The following is a 16,354-nucleotide window of genomic DNA, read 5'->3' on the forward strand; positions in this document are numbered from 1 at the left end:
GCCTTTGCTTTCGGAGTTTCCCCATGACGGCCCCAGCCGACCTCTCGCCTACCCTTCAACTGGCCTGCGACCTGATCCGCCGTCCGTCGGTCACGCCAGTCGACGCCGACTGCCAGAAGCTGATGATGCAGCGACTGGGCGAAGCAGGCTTCACGCTGGAGCCGATGCGGATCGAAGACGTCGATAACTTCTGGGCTTCCCACGGCACTCAAGACGGCCCGGTACTGTGCTTCGCCGGCCACACCGACGTCGTGCCAACCGGCCCGGTCCAGGCCTGGCAGAACGACCCGTTCGATGCCCTGATCGACGAGCACGGCATGCTCTGCGGGCGCGGCGCGGCCGACATGAAAGGCAGCCTGGCCGCCATGACAGTGGCCGCCGAGCGCTTTGTCGCCGACTACCCGAACCACAAGGGCAAGGTCACCTTCCTGATCACCAGCGACGAAGAAGGCCCGGCCCACCACGGCACCAAAGCCGTCGTCGAGCGCCTGGCCGCGCGCAAGGAGCGCCTGGACTGGTGCATTGTCGGCGAGCCGTCGAGCACTTCGCTGGTCGGTGACGTGGTCAAGAACGGTCGTCGCGGCTCGCTGGGCGCCAAACTGACAGTGCGCGGGGTTCAAGGCCATGTAGCCTACCCGCACCTGGCCAAGAACCCGATTCACCTGGCCGCTCCGGCGTTGGCAGAACTGGCCGCCGAGCATTGGGATCACGGCAATGCGTTCTTCCCGCCCACCAGCTTCCAGATTTCCAACGTCAATGCCGGCACGGGCGCGACCAACGTCATCGCCGGTGAGCTGGTGGCGCTGTTCAACTTCCGCTTCTCCACCGAATCCACCGTCGAAGTCCTGCAGCAGCGCGTGGCGGCGATCCTGGACAAGCACGAGCTGGACTGGCACATCGACTGGGCACTGTCCGGCCTGCCGTTCCTGACCGAGCCGGGCGCCCTGCTCGACGCGGTGTCGGCCAGTATCAAACAGATCACCGGCCGTGAAACCCAGGCATCCACCAGCGGCGGCACCTCCGACGGACGCTTTATCGCCACTCTCGGCACGCAAGTCGTCGAACTGGGCCCGGTCAACGCCACCATCCACCAGGTCAACGAACGCGTATTGGCCAGCGACCTGGATGTGCTGACCGAGATCTACTACCACACCCTGATCAAGCTGCTTGCCTGATGCTCACTTGCCCGATTTGCAGCGCCGCCCTGGCGGCGCTGGACAACGGCGTGGCCTGCCCGGCCGGCCATCGTTTCGACCGCGCCCGCCAGGGCTACCTGAACCTGTTGCCGGTGCAGCACAAGAACAGCCGCGACCCGGGCGACAATCAGGCCATGGTCGAAGCCCGCCGCGACTTCCTCAACGCCGGTCATTATGCGCCGGTCGCCCGCCGCCTCGCAGAGCTGGCCGCCGAACGTGCGCCCTCGCAGTGGCTGGATATCGGCTGTGGCGAGGGCTATTACACGGCCCAGATCGCCGACGCCCTGCCCCAGGCCCAAGGCTATGCGCTGGATATCTCCCGCGAGGCCGTCAAACGTGCCTGCCGACGCAACCCGGCCGTCACCTGGCTGGTGGCAAGCATGGCGCGCATCCCTTTGGCCGATGCCAGTTGCCAATTTCTGGCCAGCGTCTTCAGCCCTCTGGACTGGAACGAAGCCAAGCGTCTGCTCAGCCCGGGGGGCGGTTTGATGCGGGTTGGCCCGACCAGCGAGCACCTGATCGAGCTGCGCGAGAAGCTCTACGATGAAGTGCGCGATTACGTCGATGACAAGCACTTGGCACAGGTCCCGGCGGGCATGCAGCATGCCCACAGCGAGACCCTGCGTTTCACCTTGAGCCTGGCCGACAGCCAGGCGCGCGCCAATCTGCTGGCCATGACGCCGCATGGCTGGCGCGCCAGCGCCGAGCGCCGGGCGCAGGTCATCGAGCAAGTCGAGCCTTTCGAGGTGACGGTGTCGATGCGTTACGATTATTTTGTCCTGCAATAATCCGCGAATGGATTGTTCAACCACCCCGTGAGGATGTCCATGCGCCAGCCCGATATCGAGATTTACCTCAAAGACGCCGACGTCGACCACAAGGCCATCGCCGCCTGGCTCGGCAGCGCCCTGGGGCCTTGCTCCGAGTGGGTGCAGAAGGGCCAGACCTGGAAGTGCAGCGCTGCCGGCGTGCCGGTCACCTGGCTGCCCAAGGCCGTCGGCAAATGGAACAGCCTGTACCTGGAAAGCGACCAGACCCCGTGGGAAGACGACATCGCCTGCGCCCGCGCCGCGTTTGCCGCGTTGAACGTCGAGGTGCGCTGTGCGCCGGGGAGCTGGGTTGAAGAAGAAGGCGAGGACGATGCCGATCGCTGGGTAAGGATCAGTGCCGACGGGGAAGAGGAAATTACCTGGCGTACGTCTTGAATTGAGGTCTGATACAAGCCAAATGCTGAGCAGAGAATGTGGGAGCGGATTTATCCGCGAATAGCTTCCCCACGGTGTATCAGGCGAACCGCAGCGAAGCTATTCGCGGATAAATCCGCTCCCACATTAAAGTGATCTTCAGGTAAAAAGGGGCGGTCAGTGATGACCGCCCCCTTTTTTTCATTCACCCAGGCTTATTCAGCCAGCTTGAAGGTGATGAAGCTCGCACGCCCCTGACGCAACACGCGCATGGACACCGAACGGTTTTTCGGTAGTTCCTTGGCGATTTCGGTAAAGCTCCTGGCCGAGAGGATTGCCTGGTTGTTCAGGTGGGTGATCACATCACCCGGCTGCAGGCCGATCAGCGCGGCCGGGCCGTCCAGCACTTCCTTGATCACCACGCCGCCCTTGAGGTCCAGGGCTTTCTGCTGGTCGCTGCTCAGGTCAGTGACGGAAACACCCAGGCGGTTGCTGCTGCGCTCGACGCCACCCTTGCCGCTGCTGGCAAGGTCCAGATCTTCGTCAGGCAATGCGCCGACAGTGATATCCAGGTTTTTGCGCTTGCCTTCACGGATCACTTCCAGGCTGGCCTTGGCGCCATCCTTGAGGCTACCGACCAGGTGCGGCAGGTCAGCAGACATGACAATCGGCTGGCCGTTCATGCTCAGGATCACGTCACCCACTTGCAGGCCACCCTTGGCCGCCGGGCCGTCTTCCAGGACCTGGGCGACCAGCGCACCGGCTGGCTTGTCCAGACCGAAAGATTCAGCCAGGTCCTTGTTGACCTCCTGAATCACCACGCCCAGCCAGCCACGGCTGACCTTGCCGTCCTTCTTCAGCTGGTTGGAGACGTCCAGCGCGACGTCGATCGGGATCGCGAACGACAGGCCCATAAAGCCGCCGGAACGGGTGAAGATCTGCGAGTTGATCCCCACGACTTCGCCGTCCATGTTGAACAGCGGGCCACCGGAGTTACCCGGGTTGATCGCCACGTCGGTCTGGATGAACGGCACATAGGTGTCGTTCGGCAGGGTCCGGCCCTTGGCGCTGACGATGCCCTTGGTGACCGAATGGTCGAAGCCGAACGGCGAACCGATGGCCAGTACCCACTCACCGACCTTCAGCTTGTTGGAGTCGCCCAGCTTGACGATCGGCAGGTTGTTGCCTTCGATCTTCAGCAGGGCCACGTCGGTACGCGGATCGGTCCCCACCAGCTTGGCTTGCAACTCGCTGCGGTCGGACAGGCGCACGACGATTTCGTCAGCGCCTTCGATTACGTGGTTGTTGGTCAGTACATAGCCGTCGGCGGAAATGATGAAACCCGAGCCCAGCGACTGGGCTTCGCGCTGACGATCACCACGCGGCGGGCGCGGCTGCTGCGGCATGTTGCGTTCGAAGAACTCGCGAATACCGGGCGGCAGGCCTTCCAGGTCGGGCATCTGCGCCGAAGCTTTACGCTCTGGCAGCTTCTGGCGCGTACTGATGTTCACCACGGCAGGCGAGGCTTGCTCGACCAGCGTCGTAAAGTCAGGCAAGGCTTCAGCCTGGGCCGTGACCACCTGGCCGAGCATCAGCAAGGCGGCGAACAGTGTTAGATAGGATTTCAAGCGTGGTATCGACATACGGCTCCCGTCAAAACGAGCATGGTTAAGCATTAGGGCCCTGCAAACGCAAAAAACCCGGACCCACCCCGAAGGCTGAGACCAGGTTTACGCGTCGGCTTGTACATTGCTGTCAAAAGCAAACAAGGCCAGACCCTGGAGGACCTGACCTATAGAAAAATTTTCAGTATTTTGCAACCCGCAATGCTCACCAAACATGTCGGCCTCTCAGACGCGCAAGGGGCATGGGCCACCTCGCGTCAGCCAAATCCGTGGTCGAGCACTCATAGTCCCGTTTCACTCATTTGCTGGCCTGGGCATCCAGAGCACGCATGGAAAGCGCAATCCGTTCAGCAGTGCCGATGGGGATCTCACCCACCACCGTCACCATCACCTCGCCCTTGGGCGTGGTCACCTTGCGCGAAACAGCCACGGTGGGGCCCAGTTGGGTGCGTGTATCAACGGCCGCACTGCCGTTCAGGGGCTCCAGGAACACCGAGAAACGGGCCAGGCCATCGTCATACATCAAGCTACTGACGGTGCTTTTGGTTTGTGGGTCCTGACGCACAGAACTGCTGGTCAACTCGAAGCCTGGTGGCAGCCAGTCCGAGCGCCAACGGACCGCGTCGTTGTCAGCCAGGGCGGCGACCTGACTGACTGGCTTACAGTTGCCGCTGGGGCGCAACTGGGCTTCAGCGGGGGTGTCGGCCGTGTCGAGCCGGGTGAACTGGAAGCGTTCAAGCAGCTGACCGTTGTCGTTGAGCAGCAAGGACTTGAGCGGCAAGCCGGTCTCACGATCCAGATGCAGTTCGACACCGAAACGATGCTGGTCGCGCGGGGCCAACGTAACGATGACCGCCTTGTGACCTGCCACACGCGATTCACCGGCGACTTTCAAGTCGTACCAGTTCATCAGCTTCAAGGGGTCCAGGACCCGCCTGGAGGCGTTCGAAGCGTTACCTACCCCTGCTGCCAGGGTCCCGCTCACGCACTGGGTATACCCGTCCACACGCACGACTTCCTGGGCAGATCCGTCGAGCTGCAACAGCCGCTCGCTGACCTTGCCGTTCTGGACCAGATGCCAGATCTCGTGGGTGGAAAAGATGCCGTTACGCTCGTAAACGAAAGTGCCCTGAAAACTCTGCTGTTGCTCGGCCTGCGCCAGACGATTGAGCCAGTCTGCGGCATCGGTCGATGATTGAGCGGCAAGTGCCGGCAAGGTCAAACATCCACCGAGCAAGAGCGGGATGAAGGGTATGGCGCGCATGATCCTCCTTAGCGGTCTTAGCGGTTTTCCAGGCTAGCCGCACGGGCATAAGGTAGAGCGCTTTCGGTCCCTTTCAAGGCTGCTTCCTGGGCGTGCTGACGCAGGTAGCCCGGCAGACGCTGGTCGTGCCAGCCTGGCTGACCTTGCAATACGCCACTGGCCATGGGACCGGTCGCTTGCTCGGAGCTTTCACTATAGCCTGCCAAAACGGCCGGGCCTTGAACTTGTGGCACAGCCAGGCCTTGTTGAGGCTGTTGTGCGGCCAGTTCGACACCGGAAATCTCGTCCTGGTTGTACAAACGCACACCCGCCAGCACGGCAACCGTTACGGACGCGGCCACGGCCAGACGTCCCAGGCTACGCCATGGACCACGGGAAACCTTGGCCGGGGTGGTTTCATCGGCCAGCGCGGCAGACACTGCGGCGGCGATATCCAGGCGCGGCACCAGCAGGTCCTTGTGCATCACGGCGCGCGCTACTTGATAGCGTGACCAGGTAGCACGTGTTTCGGCGTCGTCCAGGGCACTCAATACCCGACGCAATTCCAGTTCGTCCGCTTCGTTATCCATCACCGCGGACAGCGATTCCTGCAGGGCTTCACGACTCATGACGGTTCCTCTCTTGGCTGTCGCCGCTGTCTCAGGTTTCCTGCAATAAAGGTTGCAGGGCTTTATCGATGGCCTCCCGAGCGCGGAAAATTCGAGAGCGCACGGTACCCACCGGACACTGCATGACGCTCGCAATGTCCTCATAACTCAGACCATCGAATTCACGTAAAGTTAACGCCGTACGCAAATCTTCTGGCAGTTGCTGGATGGTTCGATGGACAGTGCCTTCGATCTCATCACGGAGCAGTGCACGCTCCGGTGATTCGAGATCCTTGAGGCCATGATCGCCGTCGTAGAACTCCGCATCCTCGGAACTCACATCACTATCCGGTGGCCGTCGTCCGCGGGACACCAGGTAGTTTTTCGCCGTGTTAATGGCGATGCGGTACAGCCAGGTGTAAAACGCGCTGTCGCCACGAAAATTGCCAAGCGCTCGGTAGGCTTTGATGAATGCTTCCTGTGCCACATCCTGAGCTTCATGGGCGTCGTGCACGAATCGCACGATCAACCCGAGAATCTTGTGCTGATACTTCAGCACCAACAGATCGAACGCTCGCTTGTCACCACGCTGCACGCGCTCGACAAGCTGCTGATCCTCTTCCTGGGTTAGCATGAACACTCCTCGTTGAACTGGAAGGAGCGTTGCAAAAGCCATCGATCAGGCTTGCAAACATAGACTCGGGCTTTTCGCAAAAGTTCTCCCCTCCAGCGAGTTTCCTGCAGGCCCTTCGTCGGCTCTGCACGAAAAACGCAGCGCGGTCCGGGCCGGCTGCGTCAATAATCTGGTCATCGAAATCGAGCGCCCCAACGGGCACACGCCTCGACGCTGTTTTCCCTTATGACGGGCAACCTTCTATGGATTACCGGGTACCGCCGAAAGTTCCCGGTTATCGTCCCGCCCCCCCCGTATTCAGGGGTGAATACCGGTGCCTGGGCAACGAAACAGGACAAAAGACAGCGCTGGACGTGGCAAAGCCGCTGGCACCACTGCTATAAAGACCGCCCTGTACCCGTTCACGATAGTTTCACATTGCCATAAGTGCCCGGCTATTGTGCCGATCCCACCCTCTATATACTAGTGGGCCGGCCCTAGCAGCCCTGCACCTTCTACGTTGTTTTGCGCGGAATCCAGACATGAGCCAGCAGTTTCAACATGACGTCCTTGTGATTGGCAGCGGTGCCGCCGGCCTGAGCCTGGCACTGACCTTGCCGGCGCATTTGCGCATCGCGGTATTGAGCAAGGGCGACCTGTCCAATGGCTCGACGTTCTGGGCCCAGGGCGGCGTGGCCGCGGTCCTCGACGACACCGACACGGTGCAGTCCCATGTTGAAGACACCCTCAATGCCGGCGGTGGCCTGTGCCATGAAGATGCCGTGCGTTTCACCGTTGAGCACAGCCGCGAATCGATCCAGTGGCTGATCGACCAGGGCGTGCCCTTTACCCGTGACGAGCACGCCAATCCCGAAGAGGGCAGCTTCGAATTTCACCTGACCCGTGAAGGCGGTCACAGCCACCGGCGGATCATTCACGCGGCCGACGCCACTGGCGCTGCGATTTTCACCACGCTGCTGGACCAGGCTCGCCTGCGGCCGAACATCGAACTATTGGAACAGCGGGTGGCCGTCGACCTGATCACCGAGCGCCGCCTGGGCCAGGACGGTGATCGCTGCCTGGGCGCCTACGTGCTCAACCGCCGCAGTGGCGAAGTCGATACCTATGGTGCACGCTTCACCGTGCTGGCCACCGGCGGCGCCGCCAAGGTCTACCTGTACACCAGCAATCCGGACGGTGCTTGCGGCGATGGCATTGCCATGGCCTGGCGTGCCGGCTGCCGGGTCGCCAACCTGGAATTCAACCAGTTCCACCCTACCTGCCTGTATCACCCGCAGGCCAAGAGCTTTCTGGTCACCGAAGCGCTGCGCGGCGAAGGCGCACTGCTGAAGCTGCCCAATGGCGAACGCTTCATGCCGCGCTTCGACCCACGTGCCGAACTGGCCCCGCGCGATATCGTTGCCCGCGCGATCGACCACGAAATGAAACGCCTGGGGGTGGACTGCGTCTACCTGGACATCAGCCACAAGCCTGAAACGTTCGTGAAAAGCCACTTCCCGACTGTCTATGAGCGGTGTCTGGAATTCGGTATCGATATCACCCGCCAGGCGATTCCGGTGGTACCGGCGGCGCATTACACCTGCGGCGGCGTGATGGTCGACGAGCAAGGCCACACCGACGTACCGGGTCTCTACGCCATCGGCGAAACCAGTTTCACCGGCCTGCACGGGGCCAATCGCATGGCCAGTAACTCGTTGCTGGAATGCTTTGTCTACGGCCGTTCAGCCGCCGAGGACATCATCGGCAAACTCGACGCGGTCGGCATGCCCAAGCAATTGCCATGCTGGGACGCCAGCCAAGTGACCGACTCGGACGAAGACGTGATCATCGCCCACAACTGGGATGAGCTGCGGCGCTTCATGTGGGACTACGTGGGGATCGTACGGACCAACAAGCGCCTGCAACGTGCCGAGCACCGGGTACGCCTGCTGCTGGATGAAATCGACGAGTTCTACAGTAACTACAAGGTCAGCCGCGACCTGATCGAGCTGCGCAACCTGGCCCAGGTTGCCGAGCTGATGATCCATTCGGCCATGCAGCGCAAGGAAAGCCGCGGGTTGCACTACACCCTCGACTACCCGGACATGCTGCCCGAAGCGCTGGACACTATTCTGGTGCCGCCCACCTACGTCGACTGAACTTCAGCCGCAAGCGCAGACGCCGGTGCTGCACCGGCTCCAGCGCATCAGCAAGAATGCAGGCGCTACGCACCCGGCGCTCGCCGGGCCTTTTGTAGCGCAACAACACCCACCCGGGCAGCGCCATGCTGTCGGGCAACAGCTGCACCGCTTGCCAGCCATTCGCACGGGTCCACAGGTACCAGGTGCTGGCATCGCGGCGCAGGCCGCTGACGGCATGGGGGCTGGTCAATAACAGGTGGCGGGGCAAGGCCCACAGGGCATGGGCCAGACACACGCCGATACCGATCAGGCTGAGCCAGACCGGCACGGCAAGCATCAGCAGGGCGAACAGCGCCAGGCACTGCGCCAGCAGGTACGCCGCCAGCAAACGCCATGAGCGTTGCCAGCGGCAGGTGAAGCCTTCACTTGGGCTGGACACGATCCAGAATCATCCGGACCATGCGCTGCAGCTCAGGGTCTTCGGACTCCGCGCGCTCCATGAACCAGCCAAACATGTCCTGGTCTTCGCATTCCAGCAGCTTGCGGTAGCACTCGCGATCCACGTCGTTGAGGTGCGGGTAGACCTCCTTGACAAAGGGGACCAGCAGCACGTCCAGCTCAAGCATGCCGCGACGGCTATGCCAGTAGAGCCGGTTGAGTTCAACATCTTCGACCATGGAGCTCTCCTCAAATAGGCCGCACAGTATACAGAGCCAATTGGCGCTGCGGCACTTATCCGATGGTCCGGAAACGTTACTCGCCTACCTATTTTTCCCGGCTCGCTCTATCATGAGCGCCAGTCTCTTTATCTTGCGATGACCAATGGCCGACTCAGCTTTTTTCTGCATGCTCTCCCACGAAGGCGTCCTGGCCGTACGCGGTTCTGATGCCGGCAAATTTCTGCAAGGCCAGTTGACCTGCAACCTCAATTACCTCAACGACAGCACCGCAAGCCTCGGCGCTCGCTGCACCCAGAAGGGCCGCATGCAGTCCAGCTTCCGGCTGGTACTTGAAGGTGATGGCTGCCTGTTGGCCATGGCCAGCGAGCTGGTCGAGCCGCAACTGGCAGACCTGAAAAAGTACGCGGTGTTTTCCAAGTCCAAATTGACCGACGAATCGGCAGCCTGGGTTCGCTTCGGCCTGAGCCAGGGCGATGCCACCCTGGCCAGCCTGGGCCTGGAACTGCCCATCGAAGAGAACAGCGTAGCGCGGGCTAATGGCCTGCTCGCCATCCGCGTGTCGGCTGAGCGCAGCGAGCTCTGGGCGCCGGCCGAACAGGCCGACGCAGTCAAGGCCCAACTGGCCACCACGCTGCCCGAAGCCGACCTGAACGCCTGGCTGCTGGGTCAGATTCGCGCCGGTATCGGCCAGGTCATGGCCCAGACCCGTGAGCTGTTCATCCCGCAGATGCTCAACCTGCAAGCCGTCGGCGGTGTCAGCTTCAAGAAAGGCTGCTACACCGGCCAGGAAATCGTCGCACGCATGCAGTACCTGGGCAAACTCAAGCGCCGCCTGTATCGTCTGGAACTGGCCGGCAACGCCCTGCCCGAGCCCGGCACCCCGGTGTTTTCGCCTACTCACACCAGCGCCATCGGTGAAGTCTGCATCGCCGCACAGGCCGAAAACGGCATCGAGCTGCTCGCCGTGCTGCAAGCCGAAGCCGTTGAAGGCGGCATCCTGCACCTGGGCAGCCTGGAAGGCCCACGCCTGTCTTTGCTGACCCTGCCCTACGAACTGGATCGCGATCGCGAAATCCAGCGCTGATTGATTGTGTGCAAGGCCCCCTGTCGCCGCCAGCCTGGCTGGATGGCGCATGGGCCTGTGACACCCGCTAGAGAAGAAAGATGAGCGAGCTGGCCCAGTTGGTTCAATCGCAGTTGCTGGCTGCCATCGACAAGGATGACCTGGTACTGCCCACCCTGCCCGAAGTAGCCTTGAGAATTCGCGAGGCCGCCGAAGACAGCAACATCAGCGTCGGCACCCTGAGCAAGGTCATCGGCCGCGACGCTGCCCTCTCCGCCCGCCTGATCAAGGTGGTCAACAGCCCCATGCTGCGGGCCAGCACAGAAGTCACCGAGCTGCAAACCGCGGTCAATCGGCTGGGCATCAACTACAGCTGCAACCTCGCCATTGGCCTGGTGATCGAACAGATCTTCCATGCCCGCTCGCCGGTGGTTGAACAGAAGATGCGCGATGTCTGGGCCTGCAGCCTGGCCGTGGCCGGCCTGAGCCATGAACTGTGCCAGCGTCATCGTCAGTTGCAAGCCGATCAGGGTGCTTTGGCCGGGCTGGTGCACCTGATTGGCATCCTGCCGATCCTCACCTATGCCGAAGAGCACAACGAGCTGCTGTCGGACCCGGTGCGCCTCAATCATGTGATCGAGCACATTCACCCCGTGCTGGGCGACAAGATCCTCAGCGCCTGGGAATTTCCCCGGATGCTCGCCGCTGTGCCCGGGCAGTACCAACAGCTGGCGCGCCAGGCAAGCCAGGCGGATTACGCCGATGTGGTGCAAGTGGCGACGCTGCTCAACCAGTCGCCCGGCGGCGACCAGCCCCTTGAAAGCGTGCCGGCGCTCAAGCGACTGGGCCTGGACCCGGCGGCGCTGTTGAACAGCGGCGAGCTGATCGACGCCCGCCACATGTTCCGTTAATCGCCAATAAAGCTGACCCGCACCTTCAGGCCGCCCTGCTCGCCATCGTGCAGGCTGATCTGAGCCAGGTGCGCGCGGCAGATTTCACCGACAATCGCCAGGCCAAGGCCGGTGCCATGGGCACCGCGCCGGTAGAAACGCTCGAACACCCGGTCCCGTTCATCGGCCGGAATACCCGGGCCATCATCCTCGACCTCAAGTACACCCGGGTTGACCCGCAGAATCACGTTGCCACCCGGCGGAGTGTGGGCCAAGGCATTGTCGACCAGGTTGCTCAGCAGTTCGTTGAGCAAGGTCGGCTCGCCGCGCAGCCAGACCGGTTGCTCCGCTTCCAGCGCCAGGGCGACGCCACGGGCATGGGCCAATGGCGCCATGGCCATGCCCAGCTCGCGGGCCAGTTGGCTGAGGTCGAGCCGCTGGGCACCGCCCTCGGCGATGGCGCGGGCGCCGTTCTCGACCCGCGCCAGCGACAGTAGCTGGTTGGCCAGATGCGTCAGCCGATCAGTGCCCTGCGCCACTGATTCCAGGGTCTGGCGCCACACCGGTGGCTCGTTTGAACGCAGTCCCAACTCGACCCTCGCCTTCAATGCCGCCAGCGGTGTGCGCAGTTCATGGGCGGCTTCGGCAATGAATTGCGCCTGGCGCTCGAACTGCCCGCGCAAGCGCTCGGTGAAATGGTTCAGACTCTGCACCAGCGGCCACAGTTCGCGCTGCACCTCCACCAACGGCAAGGGCCGCAGATCATCGGGCTGGCGCTCCTCGACGGCGCTACGCAAGCGCTCCAGCGGGCGCAAGGCGGCGCTGACCGCAAACCACACCAGCAGCAAGGCCCCCAGAGCCAGCATGCCAAGACGCAGCAGGGTATCGGCCATCAACCCGCGCGCCATACGCACCCGCGCCTCTTCGGTTTCCGCCACGCGAATCTCGGCCATGCCGTTCATGTTCGGCTCGGTCACCGGCTTGAGCAGGCTCACCACCCGCACATCCTGGCCCAGATATTGGGCATCGTAGAAGCGCGCCAGCGCTGGGTAGTCATCGGTGCGCGGGGTGCCGGGCGGCGGCGCAGGCAGATTCTCGTAGCCGGAAATCAGCCGTTGATGGATGTCGTTGACCTGGTAGTAGATGCGACCGGCGCTGTCATAGGCAAAGGTGTCCAGGGCCACATAGGGCACATCGGCACTCAAGGTGCCGTCACGCTGGGACAACCCGGCGGCGATGGTTCGTGCAGAGGCCAGCAAGGTGCGGTCGTAGGCGGTATCGGCCGCTTCACGGCCGTTCCAGTAAGCGCTCAGGCCACTGGCAAGCATCAACACCACCAACAGCAGCGCCAGGTTCCATAGCAGCCGCCAGCGCAGGCTGTTGGCGTCACGCATCGCGGCTCTCAAGCAAGTAGCCGAGCCCCCGGAAGGTGACGATGGCCACGGCCTGGCCGTCGAGCTTCTTGCGCAGTCGATGGACGTAGATTTCGATGGCGTCGGAGCTGGCCTCTTCGTCCAGGCCGAACACCTGCGCCGCCAGCTGCTCCTTGCTCATGACCCGCCCCGGGCGTGCGATCAATGCTTCGAGCACGGCCTGCTCGCGGGAAGTCAGGGTCAGCAGCTCGCCGGCGAGGCTGAATCGGCGGGTGTCCAGGTCGTAGACCAGTTCGCCGCAGCGCTGCTGACGCTCGCCGCCGAGCACACTGCGGCGTAGCAGGGCCTTGACCCGGGCTTCCAGCTCGGTCAACTCGAATGGCTTGGCCAGGTAGTCATCGGCGCCCAGGTTCAAGCCATGGACCCGGTCCTTGACGTCACTACGGGCGGTCAGCATCAGCACCGGCAGGTTCTTGCCGCGGGCGCGCAAGCGGGCCAGCACCTCGAAGCCATCCATGCGCGGCAGGCCCACATCAAGGATTGCGGCCGCATATTCCTCGCTGGCCAGGGCCAGGTCGGCAGCGACGCCATCATGCAACACGTCCACGGTCAGGCCCGAGCTTTTCAGGGCCTGAGCCACGCTTTCGGCCAATTGCAGATGGTCTTCGACGAGCAGCACACGCATCGTTTTCTCCTGATGGGAGGGCGTTGGATGGCGCGGAGTTTACAGGCGGATCAGCGCCTGTGAAGTGTTGTAACAATGAATGACAATTGAAAGGTTAGCGAAAGTTTCAGCCCCTAGTATCCCCTCACGGCTCTCTCCAGCAGAGCTGTACAGCGAAAAACGCCACGACGCGTTTTCGACTAATAAGAACAATAACGGAGTCATCACTCGATGCCGTCTATGCAGACTCAGGCCGCCAAGCCTGCCCGCAGTTTCCGTAAGCACCCTACTGTTCTCGCCAGCGCCGCCGCACTTGCAGGCTTCTCGCCGCTGGGCCAGGCCGCCTTCTTCGAAGACAGCAGCGCCACCTTCGAAACCCGCAACATGTACTTCAACCGCGACTTTCGCGACGGCACCAGCGCGCAGCAATCCAAGCGTGACGAGTGGGCCCAGGGCTTTATGCTCAACCTGGAATCGGGCTACACCGAAGGCACCGTCGGTTTCGGCGTCGATGCCCTGGGCATGCTCGGGGTCAAGCTCGACTCCAGCCCCGACCGCACCGGTACCGGCCTGTTGCCGACCCACGATGACGGCCGCGCCGCCGACGAATACTCCAAGCTCGGCCTGACCGGCAAAGTGAAGATTTCCGCCACGGAGTTGAAGATCGGCACCCTGATCCCGGAACTGCCGACCCTGCGCCCCAACGATGGCCGCATCCTGCCGCAAACCTTCGAAGGCGGTCTGCTGACCTCCAGCGAATTCAAGAAGCTGACCTTCACCGGCGGGCGCCTGGAGAAGGCCAAGGACCGCGACGACACCAACAAGGAAGACATCGCGCTCAACAACAAGAACGGTCGCTTCCTCGGCACCGTGGCCGGCAATCATTTCGACATGGCCGGCCTGGATTACAAACTCACCGACAAGATCACCGGCAGCTACCACTTCGCCCAGCTGGACGATGTGTATCGTCAGCACTTCGTTGGCCTGATCGCCTCCCAGCCGTTCGGCCCGGGCACCTTCGGCACCGACTTGCGCATGGCCTTCAGTGATGACCAGGGCCAGGCCCGTGGCGGCAACATCGACAACACTTCGCTCAACGGCCTGGTCAGTTATGCCCTGAGCGGGCACAAGCTCAGCGCGGCCTACCAGCACATGTCGGGCGACACGGCTTTCCCGTATGTCGATGGCTCTGACCCGTACCTGGTCAACTTCGTCCAGATCAACGACTTCGCCGGGGCCGATGAACACTCCTGGCAGCTGCGTTATGACTACGACTTCGCCAAACTGGGCATCCCTGGCCTTACCTTCATGAGCCGCTACATCAGTGGCGACAATGTGTCCCTGGCCAACGGCAACACTGGCAAGGAGTGGGAGCGCAACAGTGAAATCAAATACGTGGTGCAAAGCGGCGCCCTGAAAAACGTCGCCGTGCGCCTGCGTAATGCCACCTACCGTTCGAACTTCGCCCGTGATGCCGACGAAGTGCGACTGCTGGTGAGCTACAGCGTGGCTCTTTGGTAATAACCCATAACAACAATACCTCTGGAGACTGTCGATGAATCTTTCACTGCGCCGAATCGCCCTCGCCACCAGTTGCCTGCTTTTGGCCGGCAACGTCCTCGCGGCCGAGCCCAAACGCCCCGAGTGTATCGCCCCGGCCTCGCCCGGCGGTGGTTTTGACCTGACCTGCAAACTGATCCAGAGCGCCCTGCTCAACGAGAAAATCCTCACCAAGCCGATGCGTGTGACCTACATGCCCGGTGGTGTCGGCGCGGTCGCGTACAACGCCGTGGTGGCTCAACGCCCGGCCGATGCTGGCACCGTGGTGGCCTGGTCCAGTGGCTCGCTGTTGAACCTGGCCCAGGGCAAGTTCGGTCGCTTCGACGAAAATGCCGTGCGCTGGCTGGCGGCGGTCGGCACCAGCTACGGCGCTATCGCCGTGAAGAAAGATTCGCCGTACAAGACCCTCGACGACCTGGTCGCGGCCTTGAAGAAAGACCCGAGCAAAGTCGTGATCGGCTCCGGTGGCACCGTCGGCAGCCAGGACTGGATGCAGACCGCGCTGATCGCCAAGGCCGCCGGGATCAACCCGCGCGACCTGCGTTATGTCGCGCTGGAAGGCGGCGGCGAAATCGCCACCGCGCTGCTCGGTGGCCATATCCAGGTCGGCAGTACCGACATCTCCGACTCCATGCCGCACATTCTCAGCGGCGACATGCGCCTGTTGGCCGTGTTCTCCGACAAGCGCCTGGACGAGCCGACAATGAAAGACATCCCCACCGCCAAGGAACAGGGCTATGACATCGTCTGGCCGGTGGTCCGCGGTTTCTACGTCGGGCCCAAGGTCACTGACGAGGAATACAACTGGTGGAAAACGTCCTTTGACACGCTGCTGGCCTCCGAAGAATTCGCCAAGCTGCGTGACCAGCGCGAGCTGTTCCCGTTCGCCATGACCGGTGCAGAGTTGGACACCTACGTGAAGAAACAGGTGGCCGACTACAAATTGCTGGCCAAGGAATTCGGCCTGATCCAGTGATAAGCAACCTGCCTTGAGCCAAGGCAGGCACCCCCGGTCGCGCCCGTTCAACGGCGGGCGCCGCGAAGGAGTTTCCCCATGGTCCTGCAACGCATCTTTGCGCTGGTGCTGCTGCTTGTCTGCGCCACGCTGGCCGTCATGGCCTGGCCCTATCAGGCCGCATTTTCCTACGAACCGGTTGGCCCCCGCGCCTTCCCTCTGCTGATGCTTGGCCTGATGGCCGTAGCGCTGCTGTACCTGGCCGTTTTGCCGACGCCGATCGAGCGCGGCGATGAGGAACCCGAACTGGACCGACCCACGCTGACCAAGATCGGCCTGTGCGTGCTGTTGCTGCTGGTCTTCGCCGGCCTGTTCGAGCCCCTGGGCTTCATCCTCAGCAGCATCCTGATCGGTGTGCCGATGGCACGCTTGTACGGCGGGCGCTGGTTGCCCAGCGTGGTGATCATCTGCCTGATGAGCGTCGGTATTTATCTGCTGTTCGATAAAGCCATGGACGTGCCACTGCCGCTCGGCCTACTCGACGTTCTGGAGAATTGAT

At 62.4% G+C, this 16,354-nt stretch carries 17 protein-coding genes; 9 read left to right on the top strand and 8 right to left on the bottom strand.

The genetic code is table 11. The features are described from left to right. The first annotated feature begins 23 nt into the window (after positions 1-23). Genes dapE through GUY40_RS10585 form a run of 3 tightly spaced genes read left to right on the top strand, consistent with a single transcriptional unit; the run spans position 24 to position 2,401 of the window. The gene (gene dapE / locus GUY40_RS10575; protein WP_166568903.1) at positions 24-1,175 is read left to right on the top strand and encodes a succinyl-diaminopimelate desuccinylase; all 1,152 of its coding nucleotides are present in this window, start codon (positions 24-26) and stop codon (positions 1,173-1,175) included. Then, a complete protein-coding gene (locus tag GUY40_RS10580; RefSeq protein WP_166568904.1) occupies positions 1,175-1,984 on the top strand; it encodes a putative RNA methyltransferase in 810 nt (269 codons plus the stop codon). Before dapE ends, GUY40_RS10580 begins: the two co-directional genes overlap by 1 nt. 39 nt (positions 1,985-2,023) lie before the next feature. Beyond that, positions 2,024-2,401, top strand: a complete 378-nt coding sequence (locus GUY40_RS10585) for a hypothetical protein (RefSeq protein WP_166568905.1) — start codon at positions 2,024-2,026, stop codon at positions 2,399-2,401. Between the two features lie 194 nt (positions 2,402-2,595). On the opposite strand, the gene GUY40_RS10590 is transcribed toward GUY40_RS10585, so the two are convergent. The 4 genes from GUY40_RS10590 to rpoE form a co-directional block, all read right to left on the bottom strand. Then, entirely contained in the window at positions 2,596-4,017 is a 1,422-nt protein-coding gene (locus GUY40_RS10590; RefSeq protein WP_371924778.1) for a DegQ family serine endoprotease, read from the bottom strand. A gap of 286 nt (positions 4,018-4,303) precedes the next feature. Then, positions 4,304-5,269 (bottom strand): MucB/RseB C-terminal domain-containing protein, encoded by a 966-nt coding sequence (locus GUY40_RS10595; RefSeq protein ID WP_166568907.1) that lies wholly within the window; start codon positions 5,267-5,269, stop codon positions 4,304-4,306. A 17-nt stretch (positions 5,270-5,286) separates the two neighbouring features. Then, a complete protein-coding gene (locus tag GUY40_RS10600; protein ID WP_166568908.1) occupies positions 5,287-5,877 on the bottom strand; it encodes a sigma-E factor negative regulatory protein in 591 nt (196 codons plus the stop codon). Positions 5,878-5,908: 31 nt separating this feature from the next. Beyond that, positions 5,909-6,490: an RNA polymerase sigma factor RpoE gene (rpoE, locus tag GUY40_RS10605; protein WP_166568909.1), complete on the bottom strand. Its 582-nt coding sequence runs from the start codon at positions 6,488-6,490 to the stop codon at positions 5,909-5,911. A 521-nt stretch (positions 6,491-7,011) separates the two neighbouring features. On the opposite strand from rpoE, the gene nadB reads away from it, so the two are divergent. Continuing rightward, positions 7,012-8,628 carry an L-aspartate oxidase gene (gene nadB, locus GUY40_RS10610; RefSeq protein WP_166568910.1) on the top strand — a complete coding sequence of 539 codons (1,617 nt, stop codon included), beginning with the start codon at positions 7,012-7,014 and terminating at the stop codon, positions 8,626-8,628. Here the strand turns inward: nadB and GUY40_RS10615 are convergent. Beyond that, positions 8,597-9,049: a protein YgfX gene (locus GUY40_RS10615; RefSeq protein ID WP_166568911.1), complete on the bottom strand. Its 453-nt coding sequence runs from the start codon at positions 9,047-9,049 to the stop codon at positions 8,597-8,599. The two genes, nadB and GUY40_RS10615, sit on opposite strands and share 32 nt — an antisense overlap. Further along, entirely contained in the window at positions 9,033-9,287 is a 255-nt protein-coding gene (locus GUY40_RS10620) for a succinate dehydrogenase assembly factor 2 (RefSeq protein WP_019692540.1), read from the bottom strand. The genes GUY40_RS10615 and GUY40_RS10620 overlap by 17 nt, the downstream gene beginning before the upstream one ends. Before the next feature lie 145 nt (positions 9,288-9,432). Between GUY40_RS10620 and GUY40_RS10625 the strand changes: the two genes are divergently transcribed. Together GUY40_RS10625 and GUY40_RS10630 are read left to right on the top strand one after the other, a co-directional pair. Then, entirely contained in the window at positions 9,433-10,374 is a 942-nt protein-coding gene (locus GUY40_RS10625; protein ID WP_166568912.1) for a folate-binding protein YgfZ, read from the top strand. A gap of 80 nt (positions 10,375-10,454) precedes the next feature. Continuing rightward, positions 10,455-11,264 carry an HDOD domain-containing protein gene (locus GUY40_RS10630; protein ID WP_166568913.1) on the top strand — a complete coding sequence of 270 codons (810 nt, stop codon included), beginning with the start codon at positions 10,455-10,457 and terminating at the stop codon, positions 11,262-11,264. Here GUY40_RS10630 and GUY40_RS10635 read toward each other — a convergent pair. Next, positions 11,261-12,637, bottom strand: a complete 1,377-nt coding sequence (locus GUY40_RS10635; RefSeq protein WP_166568914.1) for a sensor histidine kinase — start codon at positions 12,635-12,637, stop codon at positions 11,261-11,263. The two genes, GUY40_RS10630 and GUY40_RS10635, sit on opposite strands and share 4 nt — an antisense overlap. Beyond that, positions 12,630-13,301 carry a response regulator gene (locus GUY40_RS10640; protein ID WP_166568915.1) on the bottom strand — a complete coding sequence of 224 codons (672 nt, stop codon included), beginning with the start codon at positions 13,299-13,301 and terminating at the stop codon, positions 12,630-12,632. Before GUY40_RS10640 ends, GUY40_RS10635 begins: the two co-directional genes overlap by 8 nt. 210 nt (positions 13,302-13,511) lie before the next feature. On the opposite strand from GUY40_RS10640, the gene GUY40_RS10645 reads away from it, so the two are divergent. From GUY40_RS10645 to GUY40_RS10655, 3 genes are all read left to right on the top strand, one after another. After that, the gene (locus GUY40_RS10645; protein WP_166568916.1) at positions 13,512-14,801 is read left to right on the top strand and encodes an OprD family porin; all 1,290 of its coding nucleotides are present in this window, start codon (positions 13,512-13,514) and stop codon (positions 14,799-14,801) included. Between the two features lie 28 nt (positions 14,802-14,829). Next, positions 14,830-15,816 carry a tripartite tricarboxylate transporter substrate binding protein gene (locus GUY40_RS10650; RefSeq protein WP_178117768.1) on the top strand — a complete coding sequence of 329 codons (987 nt, stop codon included), beginning with the start codon at positions 14,830-14,832 and terminating at the stop codon, positions 15,814-15,816. Between the two features lie 78 nt (positions 15,817-15,894). After that, complete coding sequence (locus tag GUY40_RS10655; RefSeq protein WP_166568918.1) at positions 15,895-16,353, top strand: tripartite tricarboxylate transporter TctB family protein; 459 nt, start codon at positions 15,895-15,897, stop codon at positions 16,351-16,353. Position 16,354: the final 1 nt, after the last annotated feature.

Origin of the sequence: Pseudomonas sp. R5(2019) (assembly GCF_009905435.1) — a bacterium.
In the GTDB taxonomy this organism is placed as follows: Bacteria; Pseudomonadota; Gammaproteobacteria; order Pseudomonadales; family Pseudomonadaceae; genus Aquipseudomonas.